The sequence below is a fragment of the Kitasatospora sp. MAP12-44 genome, assembly GCF_029892095.1.
Classification (GTDB): domain Bacteria; phylum Actinomycetota; class Actinomycetes; order Streptomycetales; family Streptomycetaceae; genus Kitasatospora.
Map to the genome: position 1 here is coordinate 8131370 of NZ_JARZAE010000004.1, position 24796 is coordinate 8156165.

Consider the following 24796-nt stretch of genomic DNA (forward strand, 5'->3'; position numbering starts at 1 on the left):
CCCCGCTGCTTCGGGAGGTGCCGGCCCGACCCGGACCCGGGCCCGCGCCGGTCACCGTAGGCTGTCCTCCGCACACGGGAGGGAACATGAGCGAGATCGTCTTCGTGCACGGCGTGGGCAAGCAGTATCTGAGTGAGGACTCGCTGGCTCGGGACGTCGTGCCGGAACTGCTGGGCGGCCTCCGGTTGGCCGGCGGCCCGGTACCCGCTCCCGGGGACGTCGGGATCGCCTTCTACGGCGATCTGTTCCGCCCGCCCGGCACCCGCGGCGGTCAGCAGCCGCCGTACGACGCGAACGATGTCGAAACCGAGGACGAGTACCGGCTCCTGATGGCCTGGTGGGCCGAGGCCGCCCGGACCGACCCGGCCGTCCCGGCCCCCGACGAGCGCGGCACCCGCGGTGCGGGGGGCTGGGCGGCCTCGCAGGCGCTGCGGTCGGCCTCGGTGCGGGCGGCGCTGGACGCCCTCACCGGCGCCGCGTGCCTGCGCGGTGTGCTCGACCGCGCGCTGATCGGGAGCCTGAAGCAGGTCACCGGCTACTTCGCGGACGACGCCGTCCGGCGCGCGGCCCGGGCCAGGCTGGCCGCGCGCATCACCCCGCGGACCAGGGTCGTGGTGGCCCACTCGCTCGGTTCGGTGCTCGCCTACGAAACCCTCTGCGACGAGACGCTGAACGGCAGTTGGGACATCCGCGGGCTGGTCACCCTCGGCTCCCCGCTGGGCATGCGCGCGCTCGTCATGGATCGCCTCGACCCCAGGCCCGAGGGCCGGCCGGCGGTGTGGCCGAAGCCGCTACGGGCCTGGACCAACATCTCGGACGCCACCGACATCGTGTCCGTCGTCCGCGAGCTGCGTCCGCTCTACGGGGACGCGGTGGTCGACACGGTCGTGCACAACGGCAGCCGGATGCACGACGCGACCCGCTATCTGACGGCCGCCGAGACGGGCCGGGCCATCGCGGCCGGGCTGGTGCGGGAGCCCGGGGACCGGTGACGCGCTATCTCATCGCCGCGGGCACCGGCCGCTACCTTGAGGAGCCGGAGCTGCCGCTGGTGCACGAGGACGTCGACCGAGCGGTCAAGCTCTTCGAGTCGATGGACTACCAGCGGGTGCTGGCCCGCGTCTCCCGCGATCCCGACTCGGCCGACTTCGAGAACGCCCTGTCGGACTGGTGCCGAAGTCCCCTGCTGGGCGCGGACGATGTGGTCGTGCTGTACTACGCCGGGCATGGCAACCGATCGCCGGCAGGCCAGTACCGGCTCGCCTGCGCGGACAGCACGCACGGTCGGCCCCGCTCCTGGCTGTCCCTGCCCAACCTCGCCGAGGTCCTGGCCACTTCGCCCGTACGCAGTGTGCTGTTCGTGGTCGACGCCTGCCATGCGGCGGCCGCCGGCAGCGAGATCGGCACGGTGACCGACACCATCGTGGCGAGCCGGGCGCGCGCAGACGTGTTCGGCGCCGGCACCTGGCTGCTGGCCTCCGCCCGCCATCGCGACCTGGCGGCGGACGGGGCCTTCGTCACGGAGCTTGCGGCGGCCTGCCGACAGGGTGACGGCCCCTCGCAGCGCTACCTCGCGCCCGGCACGGTCGCCGAACGCGTCAACCGGTCATTCGTGGCCGCCGGGCTCCGCCAGCGGGCCGCCTGTTCAAGCGTCGACCAGTCCGAGCCCCCGCCGTTCTTCCTGAACCCGTCGTTCGATCCGCGTGCCGAGGTCGCGCCGGACGGACGCGCCGGCGCGGACGCCTCGGACCTGTCCTCGCACTTCGAACCACGAGGGCGCGGCGTCGAGCAACTCCACGATCCTGGTTCGTACTTCACCGGCCGCGAGCGCGCCCTGCGCTCGGCGCGCGCCCATCTCGCGGGGGAGGGCACCGAGGGCATCCTCGTGGTGACCGCCGATCCGGGTTCGGGGAAGTCGGCGGTGCTGGGGCGGCTGGTGCTGGAGGGCCACGCGGACGCCTCCGTCAACGCCCGCCATCAGACCCTGGAGGCGCTGGTCGGGCGGCTCGCAGCCGCGGCGGATGTGCGGGCCGACACCGCGGCGGCGCTCTTCGCGGCGCTGGTCGACCGTCAGCAGCCGTTTCGCGTCATCGTCGACTCGCTCGACGAGGCGGGCGCCGGCGGCGACAAGGCGGAGGCCCGCCGCATCGCCTGGGAGCTGCTGCGTCCACTCGCGGGGGCCGCCTGCGTCCGCCTCGTGGTTGGCTCGCGCCGGGAGCTGCTGCCGCACACCGGGGACGGCGTTCCGGTCATCGACCTCGACGACCGCGCGTACGCCGACGACACCGACACCACCGAGTACGTGCTGAAGATCATCTCTGACGCGGGCACCCCGTACGAGCACCGCCCCGAGACCGCCCGCCAGGTCGCCGCCGAGGTCGCCCGCCGGGCCGGCCGCTGCTTCCTGGTCGCCCGGATGACCGCGAGCGCACTGCTGCGCGGCCCCGCCGTCGACACCGCCGTGCCCGGCTGGGCCGAACTGCTCCCCTCCGATGTCGGCGGAGCCTTCGAGGCCTACTTCCGGCGGCTGCCGGCCGAGCGCCTGGCCTCCACCACGGCGCTGCTCACCGCCCTCGCCTTCGGGGAGGGCAACGGCCTGCCGCGCAAGATCTGGGTTCGGGCGGCGACGCGGCTGTCCGGTATCACCCTCGCGGAGGCGCACATCGATGTGCTGCTGGCGGAGGACGGTTCCTATCTGGCCCATGCCTCGGTGGACGGGACCAAGTACTTCCGGCTGTACCACCAGGAGTTGACGGACCACATCAAGAATCGCGTACTCAGGCACCGGGATCTCGCGGACGTCCAGGAGTGCTTCGTCGACACCCTGTTGGATCTCGTGCCGAATCTCGGGCCGAACCCTGCGCCCGACCGTGTGCCGGACCGCGACTGGTCGCGCGTCCACCCCTACGTGCGGGCCCACCTGGCGACCCATGCGGCGGCGTCCGGGGATCTGGACGACCTGATCGAGGACGCCTCGTTCGTGGTCGCCGCCGAGCCCTCGACGCTGCTCCCGGCCGTGCGGCACGCGCTGCGCCACCCGCCGCTGTCGATGGCCGTCGAGCGCTACACCTACCTCCTGCTGGACGTGGAGCCCGCCGTCGTCGACCGGGCCGCGCTGTTGGCCTTTGTGGCGCGGACGTACGGGGAGCACCGGCTCGCCGGGCAGGCAGAGCGGATCTCGACGTCCCTGCAGCGGGTGCGCGTGGAGCCGCGCGCGATCACCCCGCACCGGGTCGTCGGGCGCCACGAGGGGGACTCGTACGCGGTCAGCTCGGTGGGCATGGGCTGGCTGATCCGGGACACGCGGCTCGCTGACGGCAGTCGGGCGGTGCTGGCGGCTCCGCCCGGGGGATCCCAGGTGCATGTCTGGCTGATCGACAGTCCGTCGCAGTCGACCGTCCTGCCGCACCCGGCGCCTGTGGCGGGACTCGAACTACTGGTCGACTGGGCGGGGCGCGCGCAGGCCGTCACCCTCGACGCCGAGGGTGGGCTGCGGATCTGGGACGTGACGGACCAGACGCTCTCCAGCGCCGTCCTCGGCACCGGCTACACCTGTCTCTTCGACGCCGGACGGCTGTCCGACACCACTCCCGTGCTGGTGTGCGGCGACGAGCAGCGGGTGGCCGCCCTGTCGCTGCCCGGCGGAGACCTGCTGGCCGAGGCGCGCTGCGCCGCGGCCCGGAACCATCGCTGGTTCCCCAGCCCTGGGGCGACCGCCTGTCTGGGCCACGACGGGGATGGGCGCGCCCAACTGCTCGTCTGTGACGATGTGCTGGGACGTGTCACGCTGCACCCGCTCGAAGGGGCGGGCGAGGCGGCCGTGGTGCAGGACGGCTTGGCCAGACCTACCTTGGCTGACCGTATCCACGGCCCGGGGGGAACCGTTGCCGCGATCTATGAGCCGCGATGCAGGGTGACCCTGCTCGATACGGCTTCGATGACGATCACCGTCGTACCGCTCAGCGGCCTCTGGTGGGGGATGGGATTCGCCCATGGCAGCGCCGCGGATCCCGTGCTCGTGGCACGGGATAGCGACGATCTGCTGATCGCCCGCCTCGACGCCCAGCCCGTGCGGATCGCGATGCAGGGCAAGGCGGTCAGCTCCGCGCACCTGATGGTGCCGGTCTCTCATGGTGGGCAGGTCCATGCCGTGCTGTCCGGCCTGGGGAGCCCACTGGAAGTGGTGGACTGCACCACCGGGGATGCCGTCGGCTCACCGCTCGTCGGGCATGAAGGCGCCGTCAGTGCCGTGCATGTACTCACCGCATCGGCAGGCGGCGGGCTCGACATCCTGACGGTCGGCAACGACGGGACCGCGCGGCTCTGGCGGCGGGGCATCCATGAGGAGCCCTTCATCGGCGGCCGGCACTCCGACCGCCGTCACCTGGAGCGCATCCCCGAGATCAACCAGTTGATCCCGTGGAGTCGGGAGCCAGGCGCGGTCGTCTCCGTGTCACCTGGGCGCGTCCGACGGATCGAAGCCGATCTCTCCGTTCAGAACATGGAGCTCGGGGGGTTCGGCGAGGCCGGCGACCACGTCGACGATCACGACGGCACTCTCAACCTCCTCCGCTGGCAGTACCCGGACGACGCCGAACCGCCGCGTCCAAAGCCAGTGCCCCACTACGTCTGGTGCCGCCTGCGACCAGGCGCCCGCACCGAAGCCGCCCGCCTCGCCTGGCTGCAGGGCAACGAGGGCCGTATGAACGGGCACTTCCTGCCACCGTCCCACTTCAACCCCCACACCCGCCTCGTCGGGTTCGACGGGGTGGGCGGCCGGGTCAGGCTGCTGGACACTCCCGAGGACACCGCGGACTGGATGCACCTCTCGCTGCCCTGGGCCGTCGACCCCGGCAAGGCCTTCTTCACCTCGACGGCGTTCACCGCCTGCTCCGGGGAGACGCTGCTGATGGCGGGTGCCGGAGAGAATCGCGAGGTGAAGGGCGGCGTGCGTACCCTCCGAGTCGCGCTCCTGCCCGAACCCGGTGCCGACTCCGCAGTGGTCGGCGGGGTGTGGAATCTCTTCGGGGGAGCCGCGCGCCGCGTCGATGTGATCGAACTCGCCCACGACCTCCAGTGCCTGGTGCCGGACCACGGCCAGGCCGGATCCCGTTGGGTCGCGCAGCGCGGACAGAACGGCGCGACCTCGGTGATCGAGCTGTCGACGAACCGCCAGTACGGGGTTGTTCCAGGACGCTCTGTCACGACCTGGGGAGCACGGGTCGACCACTCCTACGCCGAGCCGGCGCGATTTCTCCGGTGGGCCGAGCCGCGCGGCGATGCGCCCGTGCTGCTCTGCCTGGCGCCCGACTCGCATCGCCCCGCACGGCCTACTCCCGTCGTTGTCTGGAACCCCGCGGCCCCCGACAGCCCGCGACGGCTACCCGTGTTGGCGACCCGGATCCTGTGGACGGGCTTCGCCCCCAGCGGTGTGACGCTCGTGGCGGTGAGCGACGAGCACGGCGTGGCCCTGTGCGAGCTGCCCGGCTGCGAGAAGGTGTGGTCCACCCCGTTGCCGGCTCTGGTCACCTCGCTCACAGCCGTTCCCGGGAGCCCGCACCTCGACCTCGCCGTCGGTACCCAGCAGGGCGTGGTGCTGCTGCGCCCGCAGTTGTCCGCAGCCTGGCGCCGGCGGCTCGGGGTCGGCTGATAGCACTGGTCAGCTCCAGCTCCAGCTCCAGCTCCGGCTCCGGCTCACCGGTCAGCTCCGGCGCGAGGTGCTGACCACCACGCCGACCGCCACCACCACGATCGCGCCGCCCAGCACCTCGGGGAGCGTCAGCTGCTCGGCCAGCACCAGCCACCCCAGGAAGACCGCCACCACCGGGTTCACGTACGCGTACGTGGCGACCAGCCCCAGCGGCGCGGACTGCAGCAGCCAGGCGTACGCCGTGAAGGCCAGCAGCGAACCGAAGACCACCAGGTAGGCCAGCGCCACCCAGGACCGGGTGGAGATCGCCGCCAGGTCCAGCCCGTGTTCCTCGCCGCGCGCCAGCGACACCAGCAGGCAGCCCGATCCGCCCACCAGCATCTCGTACGCGCTGGCGGTCAAGGGATTGGCGGGCATCGGCAGGCGGGACGAGCCGAACGACCCGATCGACCACGCGATCGAGGACCCCATCAGCATCAGCACGCCGACCAGCGAGACCTTGCCGGTGATGCCCGGTGCCGACAGCACCGCGAGGCCGACCAGGCCGAGCAGGACGCCCAGCAGCGCGCCGGCGCGGGGCCGTTCGCCGGAGGCCATGCGCAGCAGTACCACCCAGAGCGGCACCACGGCGATCAGCAGCGCCGCCATCCCGGACGGGATGCGGCCCTCGGCCAGTACCACCAGACCGTTGCCGCCCACCAGCAGCAGCACCCCCACCAGCGCCGCCGAGGCCAGCTGGCGCCAGGTCACCCGCAGCGCGCCGGTCCCCTGGCGCCAGGCCGTCAGTCCCAGCAGGAGCAGGCCGGCGGTCAGGAAGCGGATGGCGCCCGAGAGCAGCGGGGGCATGCTCTCCACCACGATCCGGATCGCGAGGTAGGTCGAGCCCCACACCACGTAGACGACCGCCAGCGCTGCCCACACCGTGCCGGAGAGCCGGCCCCGTTCCAGGGCCACCGTTCCGTCCGGCGCTGCTGTTGACTCGGAGGAGTTATGCGGGCCGGTAGTCGTCATGGGTGTCTGCTCTCATTAAGTACTGTGCGAGCTCTTGTGCGAGCCGCTGATCATCAGACCGCATCCGATGTTTCGTCCGCCAGTGGGTATCGGGTCGCGGACCAGCCGCCGTAGGACCAGCCGCTGTAGGACCAGCCACCTGATCGCGCCCCGCCGTCGCGCCGGCTCCCGTACAGTCCGAGATGCCGATGCCCCATCAGGGGGCAAGCCCAGCGGTCGGACAGGAGCAGACCCGTGGCCACCGAAACCAGCCCCGGCCCCGGCCCCGGCCCCGGCCCCGGCCCCGTGCCCGCCCCCGACTCCGGACCCGTCCCGACCCCGGCGAACGCCTCCGCGTCGGGGCGGCCGGTCCCCGAGTTGGACGCCGCCGTGGTGGAGCGGTGGCGCTCCGGGGGAGGGGAGTTGGTCGACCTGCTGGCCCAGGCGTGTGCCGAACTCGGCCCCGTCGCCGGGTTCCGACTCGGCGCGCAGCCCACCGTCCTGGTCACCGGGCCGCAGGCGGTCCAGCACGTGCTCGCCCAGCACCCGGACACGTACGTCAAGCGCTCCCACCGTGCCCGCGTGCTGATCGGCGACGGCGTGCTCGCCGCCACCGGCGAGGCCTGGAAGCGTCAACGGCGCCTGCTGCAGTCCCAGTTCACCGGCACCGGGATGCGCCGCTACGAGCAACGGATCACCGCCGCCGCCACGACTGCCGCCGAGCGCTGGGCCGGGTACGCCCGTACCGGGGAGACCTTCGACCTGGGCGAGGAGATGCGCCGCTTCGCCCTGGACACCATCTGGCGCTCCCTCACCGGGCACCCCCTCGACGCCGCCACCGAGCACGAACTGGCCGCCGTGGGAACCGTGGTGGCCGCCCTGCCGACGCTGCCCGCCGACGCGGCGGACGCCCAGGAGGCGGTCGCCGCCGACCTGGCCAGGATCGACGCCGTCGCCCGCTGCGCCATCGCGGCCGCCCGTGGCGGAGCAGCCGGTCCCGACGGCCCGGGCCTGCTGCACGTCCTGCTGGACGCCGCCACCGAGCGCCCCGAGTACACCGACCGGCTGATCCGCGACGAACTGGTCACCCTGCTGCTCGCCGGCCACGAGACCACCGCCACCACGCTGACCTGGCTCTATCTGCTCCTCGACCGCCACCCCGAGGCCCGAACGGCAGCCCTGGCCGCCGGTGGCGCGGGCTCAGCGGAACGGCGCGAGGCCGTCCAGGCACTGGTCAGCGAGACGCTCCGGCTCTACCCGTCCGCCTGGCTGCTGCCCCGCCACGCCGCCGCGGACGACATCTTGGCCGGCTACGCCGTCGAAGCGGGCGCCGATGTCCTGGTCTGCCCCTATCTCACCCACCGCGACCCGCAGTTGTGGCCGGACCCCGAGCGCTTCGACCCCCGGCGCTTCACCACACCGGGCGCGCGTCCCTCCCAGCAGGGCGCCTACCTGCCCTTCGGTATCGGCCCGCGCGCCTGCCTGGGGCTCCAGTTCGCGCTGCGCGAGTCCACCGTGCTGCTCGAACACCTGCTGCCCGCCCACACCCCGGTCTTCCGCTCCACCCCCACCGGGGCCGCCTACAGCATCACCGTCCGCCCCGACGGCCCGACCCCTGCCACTCTGACCCCCGCCGCTCTGACTCCCGCCGCTCTCACTCCGTGACCCTCACATCGCCCTGAGCCCGAAACCGCGGGTGGCACCGAAGCCCGTCTCGTGGTCCCACAAGTGCGCGCAGCCGGGGCACTGGAGGTGCAGCAGGCTGCCGGTGTTGGCGAGCAGGTAGCGCCAGTGGTCGCCGCAGTTGCGCCGCTCGTGGCAGCCGGTGCAGTCCCGGCCGTCGTCGCAGCTCGGGCAGGCCACCCAGGCGCGGCGGCCGATGTCCGCCTGCGGGTCAATGGGCAGCATCACGCGGCTCCGGTCCGGGCAGCACGCCGGCGGCGACGAGCTCCGCGTGGATCCGCTGCTGCTCCGCGTCGAGCCCGGAGTACAGCAGCGCGTACGCCTCGTCCTCGCCCTGCAGCACGGCGACCGGGTCCCAGTCCGGCCCGAGCGCGGCCACCACCTCGGCGCGCCGCCGGGCCTCGTCGACGCTCAGGTCGAGGTCGAAGGCTATGAGGTCGGGTGAGGAGGGGGTGTGGTTCGCAGACATGCCAGCCATGGTTAGGCAAGGCTTACTTTTATGTCAAGGCTCTGTCTGAAAGCTTCTGAAAGCTCACATCCGGACGCTCCGCAAACGAAGTGTCGGCTCTCCCGCAGGATGCGGGAGAGCCGACACTCACGGCCGTTCCGGCCGTTCCGGCCGATCAGCTGCTCAGCTGACGTTGATCGCCGTGTCGTCGATGACGAACGAGGTCTGCAGCTGGTTGTCCTCGGTGCCGGTGAACTTCAGCGTGACGTTCTGCCCGGCGTAGGCCGCCAGGTTGAACGTGTGCTGGGCGTAGCCGGTGTTGTGGTTGAGGTTCGAGTAGCTGCCCAGCGTGCCGAGCACCGTGCCCGCGCCGTTCAGGACCTGCACGGAGAGTGTGTCGTAGGCGCCGGTGGTGGTGGTCTCGGCCGTGTCGATGTGCAGCCAGAAGCTCAGCTGGTAGTTGGTGCAGCCAGCCGGGAGGGTGACCGCCTGGGACAGGGTGTCGGTGTGCGCGGTGCCGTAGCCGTCGAGCCAGGCATCCCAGGAGCCGCTGTGCGCCGGCTCACTGCTGCTGTTGTTGATCACACCGGACGACGCGGACCACGGCGACGCGGTGCCGGTCTCGAACCCGGGGTTGCCCAGCAGCTGAGCCGCGGCGCAGGTGCCGGAGGCGGGGTTGACGGTCCAGGTGAAGGTGGTGCTGCCGCTGGCGTTGGTGGTGTCCTTGGCCGTCACAGAGACGGTGGAGGTGCCGGCGGTGCTGGGGGTGCCGGTGATCTGGCCGGTGGAGGCGTTGATCGAGAGGCCGGCGGGCAGTCCGGTGGCGGTGTAGCTGAGGGTCTGGCCGGAGGCGGAGTCGCTCGCCTTGATCTGCACGGTCGCGGCGGTGCCGACCGTACCGGTCTGGCTGCCCGGGTTGGTCACGGTCACCGAGTTGCCGGCGACGGGGTTGATCGTCCAGGCGAAGGAGGCGTTCCCGGACGGTCCCGTGGAGTCGGTGGCCGTCACCGTGACGCTGGAGGTGCCGGCGGTGGTGGGGGTGCCGGTGATCTGGCCGGTGGAGGCGTTGATCGAGAGGCCGGCGGGCAGTCCGGTGGCGGTGTAGGAGAGGGTGCCGCCGGCGGTGTCGGTGGCCGGGACCTGCAGGCTGGCGGCGGTGCCGACGGTACCGGTCTGGCTGCCCGGGTTGGTCACGCTCACGCTGCCGCTGGTGGTCTGGCCGAAGTCGGCGTTGAACGCCGCCTCGATGCCGCTCACCACGCCGGAGTCGCTGATGATCAGGCCCAGTTCACGGTTGTGGTTGAGCGAGTTGTCGGAGAAGTTCTCCGACCCGGCGAACACCTTGGCGCTCGACGTGCCGTAGTCGGCGACGATGGCCTTGGCATGGATGTAGTAGCCGGTGGAGCTGGTGTAGGTGGTCACCTTGCCGCCCGCGGCGGTGACCTGGTTGAGCTGGGTGGTGTAGGCGCTCGCCTCGTTCTCCGCGACGACCCGGACGGTCACGCCGCGCTGCGCGTCCGCGACGATCGCGTTGACGAGCGCGGTGTCGCCGAACTCCTCCTCCTCGACGTCGAGGCTGTGCTGCGCCCCGTTGACCAGCGCGAGCAGGTGGCTCTGCGAGTCGGTGGGGGACCAGACGAGGTTGTCACCGTCGGACGGGGTGATCGAGGTCTTCGCGTAGTCGGCGTTGAAGACCTGCTCGATCGCGCTGACGTCGTTGGCGTCGTTGTCGAAGACCCCGTAGTCGCGCGAGGTGGCGTAGTAGGTGGTGTCGAAGTTGCCGGTGCTTATGTACGACTCGGCGCCGTCGACGGTGATCGTCTTCTGGTGGGTGTAGACGAAGGCCGAGGACGAGTAGGTGACCCCGACGCCGCCCGCGGACAGCGCGGTGTAGGCGGCGCCGTCCACGGAGGTGTGCTGGGCATCCATGATCACGCGGACCTGCAGGCCCGCTTTCTCCTTGGCCACCAGGTCGTTGACCAAGGTGGTGTCGCGCAGCTCGTAGATCGTCACGTCGATCGACTTCGTCGCGGAGTTGACGAAGTTGTAGATCGCGCTTTCGCCCTGGTCCGGCAGGACCACCAGGGAGTACGACGGCGTGACGGCGTGGGCGGCGGCCGGCGCGAGGATGGTGGCAGCGGCTGTGACGCCCGCGGCGAGAGTGAGGCTCAGACGACGGGTGGCGGTCATGTGGGGCCTTCCTGACAGATGGTCTGACAAGCGTGCAACGCGCGTAGCGTCCACTAGTAAGACACTGGGGCTGACGGGCCGTGAAGGGCCTGGGGGTGACGATTCGTTGAACAACATGGCGGTGTCCCGTCAAGAACTTTGCATCCTGTCCAGCCGGCCCATGGGTACCTGTCCATCGGTGCACAGGCGTCTCAACGGACCATTTGCGGGCGTCGTGGGCACCCCGCGCGGCGGCCGCTCCGCAATGAGAAAGCGAACGGGGCGTGCGTGATCGCTCCCAGTCGGCGGGTGACTCTCCACCCGGTCTCCACCCGTCGTCCACTCCTGGGCCGATGGCGCGAGCTCCTGGTCCGAGTAGCTTTCGAAGTCGCGCAGGGGAAGCGGAGTTTTCTTAGAAACCGTGGAACGGAAGGGAGTTCGCCATGTTGATCGGCATCATCATCCGCATCGTCAGAGCGATCAGGCGCCGCCGCCGCGCCTGACACCGGCCGCCGGGCGCCGGCGCCACCTCGGGTGCCGTGTGCCTTATGCGGTGTGCCTTATGCCGTGTGGAAGCCGACGCCGACGACACGCGTCCTTGGCGTCGGCCCCGGCCCCGGCCCCGGCCCCGGCCCTGGCCTCTGCCGCTACCTCGGCGTCCGTTCGATCCGTTGCCACCCGGCCGCCGGCCTGTCGCCGATGGTCACTCGTGCGCCCGCTCCGGCGCGACAACTTCGCCGCCCATGCGAAGACTGACGTTCCAGGTGCCCTCACCCTGTCCCGGCGGCGCCGACCGAAGTGTCCGCTGCCGCCTTTGCCACCTGCGAGCGGGGTGCCCGGCGTTGCCCGGCCCAGCCCTCGCCCAGCTCAGCCTCGGTCAGTGGGTCCCACTCGACAACACCGCCACCTTCGACGGGATCGTCAACAAGTAACCCAGGAGCTGAGTTTGTCCCTCGAATCCACCGCCGCCGCCGTGCTGCCCCGCCGCACTCTGCTGGCCGCCGGCGCGGTCGCCGGCGGCGCCGTTCTGGCCCCCGCGCTGGCGGCGACCGACGCCGACGCGGCCTCAGCGCCCTCGCCCTCGCCGTCCCCGGTCACTGCCGTTACCTTCGCTGCTGGCGAACTGCCGCTGCGTGAGAGCGAGGAGATCCAGGGCGACATCCTCGCCGGGTTCCGCAAAGACCACGTCCAGCTGCTCCTGCTCACCTTCACGGCCCCCCAGGCCGCCCGCGACTGGCTGCGCACGTTGCTGCCGCAGCTCGCCACCACGCGCCAAGTCGCTTCCTTCAACCAGGCGTTCAGCCAACAGCGCCGTACCCGGGGCGGCGCCGACCCGGCCGCGATGAGTGCCCAGTGGACCGGTCTGAGCCTCACCCACGCGGGGTTGGCCGTGCTCGCCGGTCGGGAACCGCTGCCCGGCGCCGCGACGGGCGGCACGGCCGAGGCGTTCCGCCAGGGTCCGGCCGCGCGCGCGGCGCTGCTCGGCGATACGGGCGACAGCGCGCCGGACAACTGGCTCTTCGGCGCGCCCGGCGCAGCGCCCGTGCACGCCGTCCTCACCCTGGCCGCCGACCACCCAGGCGAGCTCGCCGCCGCCCTGGAAGCCCAGCGCCTTGCCGCTGCGCAGGCCGACATCGCCATCACCTTCCAGCAGGAGGGTGCCGCGCTGCCCGGCAGCCTGGCCGGCCATGAGCACTTTGGCTACCGGGACGGCATCAGCCAGCCCGGCGTACGCGGCTTCGACCCGCTCGACCCTGACTGCCCCGACCAGGTCCAGGGCAGTCCCGGCACCCGGGTCGTCCCCGCCGGCGAGTTCGTCGTCGGCCGGCCGCGTGCGGTCGGACACCCGGGTGCGGTCGACCTGCCCGCTTGGATGCTGAACGGCTCCTTTCAGGTCGTACGCCGCCTCGCCCAGGACGTCCCCGCCTGGCGGACCCAGCTGCAGACCCGGCTCGCGACCCTGGTCGCCGCCGGAGTGGCCCCGGCCGACGCGCCGCCCGAATGGCTCGGTGCCCGGCTGGTCGGCCGCTGGCCGTCCGGCGCGCCAGTCGGCGCATGCCCCTTCGCCGACCCCCTGCCCGACCCCGGCAAGCCCGCCGACAACGACCTCAACTACGCCGACGACCCGCAGGGTTGGGCCACCCCGCTCTTCTCCCACGTGCGCAAGGGCAATCCCCGCGACGGCCTGGTCGTCCAGCCGGGCGCGCGACCGCTGGCGCAGAGCGCCATCGACGTCCACCGGATCATCCGCCGCGGCGTGCCGTTCGGCCCCGCCTTCGACCCTGCCTTCGGCCCCGCCGCGGAGGCCGCTCCGGACGGCTCGGCCACTCCGCGCGGTCTGATCTTCATCTGCCACCAGGCCGACCTGGTCGACCAGTTCGAGTTCCTCCAGCGGCTCTGGTTCGATGAGCAGGACTTCCCCCCGAACCGCACCCCCAAGCCCGGCGGCGACACGGTCATCGGCCCCGACACACACGTCGCCTTTGAGACACCGACCGGCGCGTCCAGTAGTCGGGTCACCCCGCTCGACTTCACCCGCTGCGTACGCACCGAAGGCACCGTCTACGCGTTCAGCCCATCCCTCACCGCCCTGCGTGAGCTCGCCGACGGGCGCCTCGACACCAGCCCGCTGACACACGCGGGTTGAGCGGTCTGCGATGGTGTGCGGATGCGTCCGTCCGTCCGGGGCCGAGCCTGGCACACTGGGCCGGTGATCCAGTTCCGGTTCGGCCTGCTGCCCGTGCACGACATCCATCCGTGGGGTGGCGAGCGTCCCGAGCTGAGCTGGTTCGGGCTGACGGACGGTTGGTACTGCATCGACCTGGCCGGCCACGAGCTGCTGCGCTACTCGGATCGCACGCTCGAACGGTTGAGGGGGCGGCAGAGTGGCGCCCAACCGAGCCCGTACGTCGACTACTTCGTGGTCCGGCTATGGGAAGACGTGCTCGATGTGCTGGCAGCGGTCATGGAACCGGTGCCGGCGGACCTGGTCGGTTTCGTCTCCGAGGACCACGCGGACTGGCCCCCCTCAGACGGGCTGGAGGCGGCAGCCGAGATGGACGTCGACGCCGAGAGCGAGGTTGAGGCCGCTGCGGTCTGGCGCGGTGACCATTGGTTCTCGATGGGGCACTTGCGCAATCCGCCGGAGCTCTGCTGGTGGCGGACGCTGGGTGAGGGTGAGGACGTCATCACCGTGACGTGGCGGCACCGCCCCGATGCCGACATCGAGTTCGCGGCTCCGGAAACGGGCCGTGTGACCGTCCCGACCAGCGAGTTCGTCGCTGCCGTGACCGAGTTCGACCGCGCGCTGCTTGCCGCAATGGAGCAGCGCGTCGCGGAACTGGAAGCCGGTGGAATTCCGGCCGGCGTCCACATCGACCTGCGACACCTGCGGCGCGAGCAGCAGGACCGCGCAACGTGGCTGCAGCGCGCGTGGGCCCGCGAGCCCACCACCGACTGGGCCGCCGTCCGAGCGGGAGCCCTGACGCTCCAGGCGCGCGGGGCGGCGCAGTCGCACGGTGACCGATGAGAGCAGTGCGCGGAGGTCCCAGGTCGGGATTTCCGTCACAGGCCGCCTTGGGGGAGCCAGTCTCCGGGTAGACAGAGCGGCGCTCTCTTTCTGGAGCGTCGATCTTTGTTGCGAGCGTCTGATATCTATTCAGAGCAGTGCTCGCCAACGAGAGCACTGCTCTTCATTTGGAGTGCGGAGGGCATTGAGGAGCGCCGATCCTTAATAAGAGCGGCGCTCGCAACTGAGAGCGGTGTCCTCAAATGAGATCGCTGCTCTCCAAGTGGAGCGCCATTCTCCTGAGTCGGAGTCGACCAGGTGTCAGGCGGTCACCACCGGCACGCCGTTCGGGTGGCCGGTGAGCAGTGCGGCGATGTGGTCCGCGCACTGAATGGCCGCTGTGGCCATGGCGCTGCGCGTCACTCCGGCGACGTGTGGGGTGAGCAGGGCGTTCGGCAGGCCGAAGAGCGGTGAGGCGAACGCGGCGTGCTCGTGCTCGAAGGTGTCGACGGCGGCTGCGGCGAGCGGGTGTGCGGGGTCGGCCAGGGCGTCGGCCAGGGCTTGCTCGTCCACGATCCCGCCTCGGGCGGTGTTCAGCAGGATCGCTCCCGGGCGCAGCTGCGCCAGTTCCGCGCGGCCGATCAGCCCCCGGGTCTGCGGGGTCAGCGGAAGGTGCAGGGAGACCACGTCGCTGGTGCTCAGCAGAGCGGTGAGGGAGTCGGCCCGCGCCACCGGGGAGGTAGGGCCGGCGGTCGGCGGGTGGCGCGAGAGCGCCTGGACGGACATGCCCAGGGCGTCGGCCCGGCGGGCGAGTGCCAGTCCGATCCGGCCAAGGCCGACGATGCCCAACCGCAGCTCAGCCAGCTCTGCGGCGGGAGCGTCGGATGCGCTGGGTGCGCTCGGTGAACTCCAAAGGCCTTGCTGCGCCGCCTCGTTGTATGCCGTGAGCCGACGGGTCAGGGCGAGCAGCTGGGCCAGCGCGAACTCCGCGACCGCGTTGGCGTTGGAGCCGGGAGTGTGCGTGACGGCGACCTCGTGGCGGGCGGCGGCGGCCAGGTCGACGTGGTCGGTGCCCACTCCCGCCCGGCCGACCACCTGGAGCCGGTTGGCCAGCCCGGTTGCCGTCGCCGCCGCGAGATATCCGGCCCGCAGCGGAACGCCCGCGCGGGACTTGACGGCGTGGTAGCCGACCCCGTCCCGGACGGTCTCGCCGATCAGCGCCGCCTCGTCGAAGGCATCGAAGTCGGCGAAGTCGACCGACCCGGCCCAGGAGTCCCGCACCCGGGCCGGGTCGGTCACGCGCCGCAGGTTCAGCGTGAGCGCCACCCCGTGGTCGAGCAGTCGCCGCAGCTCCCGGTCGAGCAACTCGCCGGGAGCCGCGTCGAGCAGCAGGATGCGCGATTGCTTCATCTGAGATCCACCATTCCCCGTTCGCTGTGCGGGAGACCCTATCGGCGCCCCGCAGCGGCAGTTGGTCAGCAGCAGATGGTCAGGGGGCAGGTGGTCAGCACAGCATGTGGTCAGCTGTGCGCTGCTTCGTCGCGGGTGCTCTGGGTCTGCTACACGACCGGGTGCTTCGCGACCAGGTGACCGTATCCGCCGGCCTGCCAGACGAGGGCGCGGAACTCCTGCAGGCTGAGTGCCTGCGGGCGCTCGCCCGGGGTGGGTGGGAAATGGACCGAGCCACAGCGGGCGCAGTACCAGGCACGGGACCAGACCTGCTCGGCGGCGGGGCGGCCGGCCAGTGCGGTGCGGAACGCTGAGCCGCGCCGCGCGGCGATGATGAACAGCAGTACCGCCGCGAGGAGGGCGAGCCCGGAGACCCACCCGAGGAAGGCGAGGTCGGAGTGGGGCGCGGGGGCCGTGGCAGTCGGGGCGGTGATGTAGGTGGGTATGCCGTTGATCGTCAGCGTGGACCCGTACGCGTCCGATGGTGGCGCGGTGGCGGTGCTGCCGGAGAACCAATGCCCGCCGACCGCACCGCCGATGAACGTGCCGACGGCGACGAGCAGGGCGAGCACGCCGAGCCCTCGGAGTCCCGTGAATGTCGGGGCCGGGCTCGGTGGCGCGGGTGCGAGGGCTGCCGAGAGCGCTGTGGTCACGGTGCGCGTGACCGTAGTCTCCCGGCCGTCCTCGTCCTTGCCGCCGGGCATGGTGATGCTGTCCCGCCCGGCCAGGTAGACGGCTGGGACGCCCTTGACCTGGTCCGGCAGGTCGCAGCTCGGGCAGGAGTGGAGCCCATGGGGCTGGGGTGGTGTGTCGCCGTTGGTCGCGTGCATCTGGTCCCCCTGCGGTTCTGCGGAGCGGTCGGCTCGTAGGAGTGTTGCAGCTCACAGTGGGGATGCGCGACCTCCTTTGAGCGCCGCCTGACCGTCGCCGACGGCCCCTGGCGCGCGTCAGGGATCCGTCAAGGGATGCGGTGTTCTCGCTGCGACTGTTGTCTACTGATCCCAGGGAGAAACAAGAGGTGACCAGCTACTTGGTGGACATCTAGTCGACTCTAGCCATAGAATCAAAGGCATACCAGCCGAAACACCGTTATAGACCGAAGGAAGCGAAGCATCATGGCCGAGGGCACCCGGATCATCGTCGGAGTCAGCGGAGCGCAGAGCAGCCCGGCCGTCCTGCGTCGCGCGGCGGAGGAGGCGGCCCGCCGCGACGCCGTCCTCGTCCCGGTGATCGCCTGGACGCCGGTCGGCGGCGAGCCCGCCTACCGCGCCCACCCGTGCCCGCCGCTGGCGAAGGTCTGGGAGCAGGCGGCGCTCGACCGGCTGGAGGCCGCCTTCGAGCAGGCCTTCGGTGGCTACCCGCAGGGCGTCCGCGTCGAGCCGATGGTGATCCGCGGGGACGCCGGCGCGGCGCTGGTGGAGATCGCGGACCGCCCGAGCGACCTGCTCGTGGTCGGCGCGGGCCGGCGTGGCCGCCTGCCGCGGCTCCTGCGCGGCTCGGTGAGCCGCTACTGCCTGGCGCACGCCGCCTGCGACGTGGTCGCGGTGCCGCCGGCCGACCTTCCGTCCGCCGCCCACGCCGCGCCGCGCCGCTCGGACCGCTCGTTCCTCGTGGCGGCCTGACCCCGACCCCGACCCCGACCCTGGCCCTGGCCTGACTCTGACCCCGACCGGCGCCCGGTCCCCGGGTTGCTAAGGGCTGCCGGACAGGACGCGGCGCATCACGGCGAGCACCTCGACCTCGGGAAACCGGGTCAGCGCGGCAGCCTCGGCGGCGGCCAGCACCTCGGCCAGCTCCGTCGGCGCCGCGCGATTCGCCAGCCGGCCGACCCACGCCGCCAGGTCCGCGAGCTCTTGCGGCAGCCCGGGCGGCAGCGCCCCCGCGTACGGCGCGGGGGTACGCCGCCGCCTGCGCGGCTCGGAGCGCGGTGCCTGGTAGGTGCGCGCCGCGCCCGGCTCGGCGTCCCCCGGCGCGCTCAGCGGCATGCCCGTCACGCCAGGCGGCGTCGGCCGCAGTGCACGTGCGGGCACCGGCTCGCCGTCGCTGCCGTACCGTCCCGGCGGCAGGCCGACCTTGTAGGGGTGCACGCACACCGGCACCCGCGCGGCGGTGTAGCGGAACCCGTCGGCCGGATCGAACGGGCACTCCCTGCTCGGCTGCTCGAAGACATCGAACCCACCGGCCGGAAACCGCAGCGACGGGCAGAACCAGCACACGTCGTGATCGCTGTCGTCATCCACGAACGGCTCGGCGGTATCCACCCCCGCACCCTATCGACCCGGCGGAGCCGGACGGGTGAGCAGTGCGGCGCCAGGATGTGGCCTGCTTCACTCGCGGGGAGTGTCCGGGTTGTCCTGATATGAGCGTGATGTCAGGTGGTGCTGACGCTGGGTCGACAATGTGGTGGGCCTCACCCGTGGTTGGCGGTGACCGCGGCCACATTCGGGGGCCGGGGGCGGGTCGCGGGCCGGTGTTTTCGGGGGCGGGGAGCCTGCTGTACCGGCGGTAACCGGGTGTTGACCTGGGTGTTTGGGTCGAAGTCTTGTGGCGTGTGGGGGGTTTCCGTAGCTTCGTTTGCAGCGGTGAGCAGCACGAGTCGCCGTTACTTCCCTGAACGACACCGCTTTGCGGGCTTGGTTCCGTCTGCCCGCGTCCGGTACTTCCGAGAGGATCCACATGACCTTCCGTAACGAGAACGCCGCCGCCGCTTCTGCCGCCGCCACCCCCGCCGCCGGTCGCAAGCGCAACCGTGTGCGGATCGCCGTTCTGGGTGGCGCGCTGGCTGTGCTGCCGGTCGCGGGTCTCGTCACGGCCACCGCTTCGTCGGCCGCGCCGGTGAGCACGTGGGACAAGGTCGCGCAGTGCGAGAGCACCGGGAACTGGAGCATCAACAGCGGCAACGGCTTCTACGGCGGCCTGCAGTTCACCTCCTCCACCTGGGCGGCCTTCGGTGGCACCCAGTTCGCGCCGCAGGCCAACCAGGCCACCGCGGCCCAGCAGATCTCCGTCGGCGAGAAGGTGCTGGCCGCCCAGGGCCCCGGCGCCTGGCCGATCTGCTCGGTCAAGGCCGGCCTCTCCTAATAGACGAGCCACACCCCGCGAAGGACCCCGACTGCGCGCAGTCGGGGTCCTTCGTGCTGCCGCAGCAGCGGGAGCGCCGTCCCGCCGGACGGGTGGTCGGGGGTCCGACGCTGCTCCAGATGCCGCCGTGCTGGACGTGTGCTCCGGGGAACGCGCCGGGGGCGGTGGTAGATGTCTGAAGACCGACCCCATGCCCGGCCCGGACAGGAGAAGACCTTGCCTGAACCCTCGCATCGTCGGGTCGCCGCCCTCGCGGCGATCGTGCTGGCCTCGGGGGCGCTGTTATCGGTGGTCGGCCAGGCAAGCGCGGTGGCCGACGCAGGCCCGGGATTCCCGGCCCGCTTCACCGCTCCATACGTCGAGAGCTGGGGCGAGCCCGAAGCGCTGGCCCGGGCTCGGGAGGCGACGGGGCTGAGCTACTTCACGCTGGCGTTCGTGCTCAGCGACGGCGGCTGCGCCGGGGCGCTGGACGGCACCACCTCGCTCGACGACCAGGACTGGCAGGCGGCGATCAAGAGCCTGCGGGGGTCGGGGGGCGACGTGATGGCCTCCCTCGGCGGCGGGCGGGGACGCGAACTCGCCCTGGCCTGCGAATCGGTGGACTCGCTCAAGGCGGCCTACCGGCGGGTGATCGACACGCTCGGCCTGACCAGGATCGACTTCGACATCGAGGGCTCCACCATCGACGACGGCGCGGCGAACGACCGCCGCAACCAGGCGCTCGCCGAGCTGCAACGCGAGTACGCGGCGGCCGGCCGCCCGCTCGCCGTCCAGTACACGCTGCCGGTCAACCCGTGGGGCCTTTCCCCCGACGCCGTCGAGCTGTTGCAGAACGCCCACGACCACGGCCTCGGGGTGAGCGTGGTCAACATCATGGCGATGGACTACTACCGCGACGATCTCGACATGGGCGACGCAGCGATCAGGGCCGCAATGGGGCTGCACGCCCAACTCGCCTCGATCTGGCCGGAGAAGAGCGACGAGCAGCTCTGGGCGATGGAGGGTTGCACCCCGATGCTCGGGGTGGACGACACCGGTGACGAGGTCTTCGGTCTCGACGACGCCAAGCGGCTGGCCGCCTTCGCCACTGAGAAGGGCATGGGCCTGCTCGCCTTCTGGGCGCTCGGCCGGGACCGGCCGTGTGCGGCCGTGGCCTCCTACCGTTCCGACGGTTGCAGCGGGGCGGCCCAGCAGCCCTACGATTTCACCCGCGCCCTCAATCTCCCCGCCCCACCCGCCCGACGCGCGACGCCGGTGGGTCAGGGGCCGCCGCCCGAACCGTCACTGGCGGCTTCCGTGAGCCCGTCCGAGACCTTCGGCGTGCCGCGACTGCCGCGCCTCGGCCCCTTCGCGCTGCATCAGCCGCAGCGCGAAGCGAACCCGCTCCCGCTCCCACTCCCGGTCCCACTCCCGAGTCTGGCTCCGGCTCAAAGCCCGAGCCCGAGCCCAGGTCCGATGTCGATGCCGATGCCGATGGCGGGTCCAGGGACGTGGCCGGCGGTTCCGCTGAGGATGAACCCGCCCGGGGGAGCGGCCGCCCGGGCGCCGCGAGCCTGGCCGGTCTTCATCCCTTGAGGCGATGGCCAGTTGACATGACGTCAGTGCCGACGACGGAACAACCTCGCCCACCGGCCCGGCTTGCGGGGACTCTGGACGACGACGTTGCCGCCCGTGACCGCGCCCGTGACGGAGACCCGCAGCGTGAGCGGCGGGACCGGGGCCCCGGTCCCGCCGCGCACCCGGCGGTGGACGTTGCCGCCGAGCATGTCGATGTCGTCGACGTCCACCGCGACCTCCGGCGGCACGATCAGCCGCAGGTTCCCGCCGTAGACCTTGACGTCGAGGTCCAGGAGGGGCGCGCTCAGCACCGCCTGGGTGAAGTCGATGACGATATTGCCGCCGGTGGCCTCCAGCTCCAGCCGGCGCGGCACGGTCCAGGCCCCGGTCCGGCTGATGTTGCCGCCCCGGCTGGTCATGCGGACCAGCTCCTTGGCGGGCGCCGCCGCGGGTACGGTCGGCGCGGCCGCTGTGGCCGCGCCGGCCGCGCCGCGAGCGCCGGGCAGATCAACCAGGAGCAGTTCGAGCTCGGCGTACGTCCGCGCCGTGAGCGCGGCCTCCAGTCGGTCGTCCAACTCCTCGGAGCTGAGGCGGCCGTCGCCCGCCGCAACCCGCAACTGCTCCACGACCTGGTCTCGGTCTTCGTGCGACGCTCGAAGGTCGCCGGGCTTGGGCACTATTTCCCCTGACATGACTCGAAACCCTAGAGGAAGCCCCGAGCGGTGGCGACCTTGTCAGAGGTCTGATTCGAGGAAGGTCAGCATGTCGTCGGCGTGCTCCTCCTCGCGGGCCAGGATCTCCTCCAGGATCCGCCGGGTGGTCGGGTCGCCATCGCCGAGCCAGCCGATCATCTCGGTGTAGGAGGCGATGGCGATCCGCTCCGCCACCAGGTTCTCGTGGATCATCTGCCGCAGGTCCACCGCCGGTACGTACTCGGAGTGGGCGCGCCCGACCACTCGGGCCGGATCCAGCTCCGGGGTGCCGCCGAGCTGGGCGATCCGGGCCGCCAGCAGGTCGGCGTGCCCCTGCTCCTCGTTCGAGTGCACCAGGAACTCCTGGGCGACCGGCTCCGAGTTGAGCCCCTTCGCCATGAAGTGGTGCTGCCGGTAGCGCAGCGTGCAGACGATCTCGGTGGCCAGGGCGGTGTTGAGCAGTTCGATCACCTTCGGCAGGTCCGCTCGGTAGGCCTCGGTGACCGGCCCTTTCATGATCTGCTCGCGGGCCTTGGTCCGCAGGGCATGGATATCGGTCAGAAAGTCGGCCATGTGGTCCTCCGGGGACGGAAACGCCGGGGCACGCCGGGCGCGCCAGGGGCGGCGGGTGGGCTGCGCGCGGGAAGGGGGGTCGGGTCCCCGCTCGACCCAGCCGACCATCCGCGAACGGGCCCCGCGCGACGGCGGATCCGGACGGGTGAGCAGTGCGGCTCCAGGATGTGGCCTGCTTCACTCGCGAGGGGTGTCCGAGTTGCCCGGATATGAGCGTGATGTCAGGTGGTGCTGACGCTGGGTCGACAATGTGGTGGGCCTCACGGGTGGTTGGCGGTGACCGCGGCCACATTCGGGGGTCGGGGGTGGGTGGCGGGCCGGTGTTTTCGGGGCGGGGAGCCTGCTGTACCGGCGGTAACCGGGCGTTGACCTGGGTGTCTGGGGTGAAGTCTTGTGGCGTGTGGGGGGTTTCCGTAGCTTCGTTTGCAGCGGTGAGCAGCACGAGTCGCCGTTACTTCCCTGAACGACACCGCTTTGCGGGCTTGGTTCCGTCTGCCCGCGTCCGGTACTTCCGAGAGGATCCACATGACCTTCCGTAACGAGAACGCCGCCGCCGCTTCTGCCGCCACCACCCCCGCCGCCGGTCGCAAGCGCAACCGTGTGCGGATCGCCGTTCTGGGTGGCGCGCTGGCTGTGCTGCCGGTTGCGGGTCTCGTCACGGCCACCGCTTCGTCGGCCGCGCCGGTGAGCACGTGGGACAAGGTCGCGCAGTGCGAGAGCACCGGGAACTGGAGCATCAACAGCGGTAACGGCTTCTATGGCGGCCTGCAGTTCACGTCCTCGACGTGGGCGGCCTTCGGTGGCACGCAGTTCGCGCCGCAGGCCAACCAGGCGACCGCGGCGCAGCAGATCTCCGTGGGCGAGAAGGTGCTGGCTGCCCAGGGTCCCGGCGCCTGGCCGATCTGCTCGGTCAAGGCCGGCCTCTCCTGATAGACGAGTTACACCCGCGAAGGACCCCGACTGCACGCAGTCGGGGTCCTTCGCGCTGCGAGCCCGTGCCGGTCGGTCTACGGCACGTTCAGACGTCGCGGCGCCGTACGGCGACCAGCGCGAGCAGGACAGCGATCAGTGGCCAGGCCGCGTAGGTGACCCAGGAGCCGGCGACGGTGGGGACGTAGAAGCTGTCGTGCGGCGATGGGTCCCAGTCCTGGATCAGGCGGCCCCACGCGCTCTGCACCATCGCGTGGCGCACGTCGGCGGACCAGTGCGTGCTCGAGGAGAAGATCGTCGGCAGCATCAGCAGGGTGAAGGCGGTGGTGACCATGGTGGCGGCGCTGTGCCGGATCAGCACGCCCAGGCCCAGGCCGACCAGCGCGCAGACCGGGGCCAGCAGCGCGGACGCCGCCAGGGCCTGCAAGGCGTGGGGGTGGGTGATCGGGAAGCGGACGTGCCAGCCGTCCAGGATGCTCTGGGAGAGCGCGAAGGAGACGGTGGAGATGACCGTACCGAGCACGGTCCAGACCGCGGCCAGCACGATCGCCTTGGCCAGCAGCACCGCGCCGCGGGCGGGGACGGCTACGGTGGTGGTGCGGATCAGCCCGCTGCTGTACTCGCCGACGATGGTGACCGCGCCGATGCTGCCGGCGACGAGCATCAGGGTCAGGTATCCGGCCGGCGGGAATGCGTCGCCCAGCGCGAACAGGTGCAGCCGCTGCCCGAGCGGGGCGGAATGCGACTGGTGGCCGTAGTCCGCCAGTGCCGCCACGGCCGCGGACCCGATGATGAAGAGCGCGGTGAACGCCAGCGCCCACGGGGTGGAGCGCAGTGACCGCGTCTTGATCCACTCGGAGGCGAGCAAGTCGGCGAAGCGGGCGCGCGGTTCGGTGGTGGGTGTGGTCATCGGGCCTGTCCTGCCTGGTATTCGACGCTGTCGGCGGTGAGTTCCATGAAGGCCTCCTCCAAGGAGGCGGTGCGAGTGGCCAGTTCGCTCAGTGCGATCCGCTGCTCGAAGGCGAGTGCGCCGATCCGCTCGGCCGCCAGCCCGGTCACGACGAGCCGCTCGGCGCCCGCCGAGCCCTCCGGCTCGACCGACGCGCCCGCGGCGGTCAGGACCGCCGCCAGCTCGGCGGCCTGCGCGGTGCCCACCACGACGGTGCGGCGGGTGCTGCGGGCCGCGAAGTCCCGTACCGGCTCGGCGGCGAGGAGTCGGCCGCGGCCGATGACGACGAGCTGGTCGGCGGTGTTCTCCATCTCCGACATCAGGTGGCTGGAGAGGAAGACCGTGCGGCCCTCGGCGGCCAGCCGCCGGAAGAGGTGGCGCGCCCAGAGCACGCCGTCCGGGTCCATGCCGTTGATCGGCTCGTCGAACATCAGCACCGGAGGGTCGCCGAGCAGCGCGGTGGCGATGCCGAGCCGCTGCTTCATGCCGAGCGAGAACCCGCTGATGCGGCGGTTCGCCGCCTCGGTCAGGCCCACCTCCTGCAGCACCTCGGCCACTCGGCTCAGCGGGATGCCGTTGCTGCGGGCCAGCGCGGACAGCTGGGCGGCGGCGCTGCGTCCGCCGTGGACCTGGGTGGCGTCGAGCAGTGCGCCGACGTGCCGCAGGCCGCGCGGGTGGGTGTGGAAGGGGACGCCGCTGACGGTGGCGGTGCCACCGCTGGGCGCGTCCAGGCCGAGGAGCAGCCGCAGGGTGGTGGTCTTGCCGGCTCCGTTGGGGCCGAGGAATCCGGTGACCTGCCCGGGGCGGACGGTGAAGGAGAGGTGGTCCACGGCGGTCGTGCTGCCGTAGCGCTTGGTGAGTTCATTGACTTCGATCACGGGAGCAACCCTGCCGGGAGGTCACCCGTGCGGGCATCGGGCCGTGGGCGGCAATCGCGGGGTCGGGGTTGGCCCGTGGGCGTACATCCCCGGGCGGATGCCTCGCGGGGCGGGGGCCGGTTAGGGTCGCGGCATGGATGCCACACCGACCACCCCGCTGCCTGCGCGCGTTTCGCGTCGCAACCCCAACCCCCGCCCGGGAAGCGCGCGTTGCCGATGATGAGGACGACGGCCACGGC

Annotated in this window: 20 protein-coding genes; 9 read left to right on the top strand and 11 right to left on the bottom strand. The window is 71.7% G+C overall.

Features of this window, described 5'->3' with window-relative positions; genetic code table 11:
* Positions 1-86: 86 nt before the first annotated feature.
* Both P3T34_RS36595 and P3T34_RS36600 read left to right on the top strand, forming a co-directional pair.
* Positions 87-992, top strand: coding sequence for a hypothetical protein (locus tag P3T34_RS36595; protein WP_280670669.1), 906 nt, complete (start codon positions 87-89; stop codon positions 990-992).
* Positions 989-5650: a caspase family protein gene (locus tag P3T34_RS36600; protein ID WP_280670671.1), complete on the top strand. Its 4662-nt coding sequence runs from the start codon at positions 989-991 to the stop codon at positions 5648-5650. Before P3T34_RS36595 ends, P3T34_RS36600 begins: the two co-directional genes overlap by 4 nt.
* Before the next feature lie 51 nt (positions 5651-5701).
* Here P3T34_RS36600 and P3T34_RS36605 read toward each other — a convergent pair whose 3' ends face one another.
* Entirely contained in the window at positions 5702-6661 is a 960-nt protein-coding gene (locus tag P3T34_RS36605) for an EamA family transporter (protein ID WP_280670673.1), read from the bottom strand.
* A 357-nt stretch (positions 6662-7018) separates the two neighbouring features.
* Here P3T34_RS36605 and P3T34_RS36610 point away from each other — a divergent pair, with 357 nt between their 5' ends.
* Positions 7019-8305 carry a cytochrome P450 gene (locus P3T34_RS36610; protein ID WP_280672625.1) on the top strand — a complete coding sequence of 429 codons (1287 nt, stop codon included), beginning with the start codon at positions 7019-7021 and terminating at the stop codon, positions 8303-8305.
* Between the two features lie 3 nt (positions 8306-8308).
* Here P3T34_RS36610 and P3T34_RS36615 read toward each other — a convergent pair whose 3' ends face one another.
* The 3 genes from P3T34_RS36615 to P3T34_RS36625 form a co-directional block, all read right to left on the bottom strand.
* On the bottom strand, positions 8309-8548 hold the full coding sequence (locus P3T34_RS36615; RefSeq protein WP_280670675.1) for a hypothetical protein: 240 nt from the start codon (positions 8546-8548) through the stop codon (positions 8309-8311).
* Positions 8535-8792: a DUF6400 family protein gene (locus P3T34_RS36620; protein ID WP_280670677.1), complete on the bottom strand. Its 258-nt coding sequence runs from the start codon at positions 8790-8792 to the stop codon at positions 8535-8537. Before P3T34_RS36620 ends, P3T34_RS36615 begins: the two co-directional genes overlap by 14 nt.
* 162 nt (positions 8793-8954) lie before the next feature.
* On the bottom strand, positions 8955-10961 hold the full coding sequence (locus tag P3T34_RS36625; protein WP_280670678.1) for a putative Ig domain-containing protein: 2007 nt from the start codon (positions 10959-10961) through the stop codon (positions 8955-8957).
* Between the two features lie 925 nt (positions 10962-11886).
* Between P3T34_RS36625 and P3T34_RS36630 the strand changes: the two genes are divergently transcribed.
* A complete protein-coding gene (locus tag P3T34_RS36630) occupies positions 11887-13587 on the top strand; it encodes a Dyp-type peroxidase (protein ID WP_280670680.1) in 1701 nt (566 codons plus the stop codon).
* A gap of 63 nt (positions 13588-13650) precedes the next feature.
* The gene (locus tag P3T34_RS36635; RefSeq protein ID WP_280670683.1) at positions 13651-14469 is read left to right on the top strand and encodes a DUF5984 family protein; all 819 of its coding nucleotides are present in this window, start codon (positions 13651-13653) and stop codon (positions 14467-14469) included.
* Positions 14470-14769: 300 nt separating this feature from the next.
* Here the strand turns inward: P3T34_RS36635 and P3T34_RS36640 are convergent, their stop codons facing one another.
* Positions 14770-15858, bottom strand: coding sequence for an NAD(P)-dependent oxidoreductase (locus P3T34_RS36640; RefSeq protein WP_280670684.1), 1089 nt, complete (start codon positions 15856-15858; stop codon positions 14770-14772).
* Positions 15859-16007: 149 nt separating this feature from the next.
* On the bottom strand, positions 16008-16727 hold the full coding sequence (locus P3T34_RS36645; RefSeq protein WP_280670686.1) for a hypothetical protein: 720 nt from the start codon (positions 16725-16727) through the stop codon (positions 16008-16010).
* A gap of 285 nt (positions 16728-17012) precedes the next feature.
* Here P3T34_RS36645 and P3T34_RS36650 point away from each other — a divergent pair, with 285 nt between their 5' ends.
* On the top strand, positions 17013-17519 hold the full coding sequence (locus P3T34_RS36650) for a universal stress protein (RefSeq protein ID WP_280670688.1): 507 nt from the start codon (positions 17013-17015) through the stop codon (positions 17517-17519).
* A 69-nt stretch (positions 17520-17588) separates the two neighbouring features.
* On the opposite strand, the gene P3T34_RS36655 is transcribed toward P3T34_RS36650, so the two are convergent.
* The gene (locus P3T34_RS36655) at positions 17589-18158 is read right to left on the bottom strand and encodes a hypothetical protein (protein WP_280670690.1); all 570 of its coding nucleotides are present in this window, start codon (positions 18156-18158) and stop codon (positions 17589-17591) included.
* Positions 18159-18573: 415 nt separating this feature from the next.
* Between P3T34_RS36655 and P3T34_RS36660 the strand changes: the two genes are divergently transcribed.
* Together P3T34_RS36660 and P3T34_RS36665 are read left to right on the top strand one after the other, a co-directional pair.
* Positions 18574-18978 carry a transglycosylase family protein gene (locus P3T34_RS36660; RefSeq protein ID WP_280670692.1) on the top strand — a complete coding sequence of 135 codons (405 nt, stop codon included), beginning with the start codon at positions 18574-18576 and terminating at the stop codon, positions 18976-18978.
* A gap of 216 nt (positions 18979-19194) precedes the next feature.
* Positions 19195-20553: a chitinase gene (locus P3T34_RS36665; RefSeq protein WP_280670694.1), complete on the top strand. Its 1359-nt coding sequence runs from the start codon at positions 19195-19197 to the stop codon at positions 20551-20553.
* Between the two features lie 23 nt (positions 20554-20576).
* On the opposite strand, the gene P3T34_RS36670 is transcribed toward P3T34_RS36665, so the two are convergent.
* Positions 20577-21227: a DUF1707 domain-containing protein gene (locus P3T34_RS36670; RefSeq protein WP_280670696.1), complete on the bottom strand. Its 651-nt coding sequence runs from the start codon at positions 21225-21227 to the stop codon at positions 20577-20579.
* A 42-nt stretch (positions 21228-21269) separates the two neighbouring features.
* Entirely contained in the window at positions 21270-21800 is a 531-nt protein-coding gene (locus tag P3T34_RS36675) for a ferritin-like domain-containing protein (protein WP_280670698.1), read from the bottom strand.
* Between the two features lie 525 nt (positions 21801-22325).
* On the opposite strand from P3T34_RS36675, the gene P3T34_RS36680 reads away from it, so the two are divergent.
* Positions 22326-22730, top strand: coding sequence for a transglycosylase family protein (locus P3T34_RS36680; protein ID WP_280670700.1), 405 nt, complete (start codon positions 22326-22328; stop codon positions 22728-22730).
* Between the two features lie 88 nt (positions 22731-22818).
* Here P3T34_RS36680 and P3T34_RS36685 read toward each other — a convergent pair whose 3' ends face one another.
* On the bottom strand, positions 22819-23640 hold the full coding sequence (locus P3T34_RS36685; RefSeq protein ID WP_280670702.1) for an ABC transporter permease: 822 nt from the start codon (positions 23638-23640) through the stop codon (positions 22819-22821).
* On the bottom strand, positions 23637-24557 hold the full coding sequence (locus P3T34_RS36690; RefSeq protein WP_280670704.1) for an ATP-binding cassette domain-containing protein: 921 nt from the start codon (positions 24555-24557) through the stop codon (positions 23637-23639). Before P3T34_RS36690 ends, P3T34_RS36685 begins: the two co-directional genes overlap by 4 nt.
* Positions 24558-24796 lie beyond the last annotated feature (239 nt).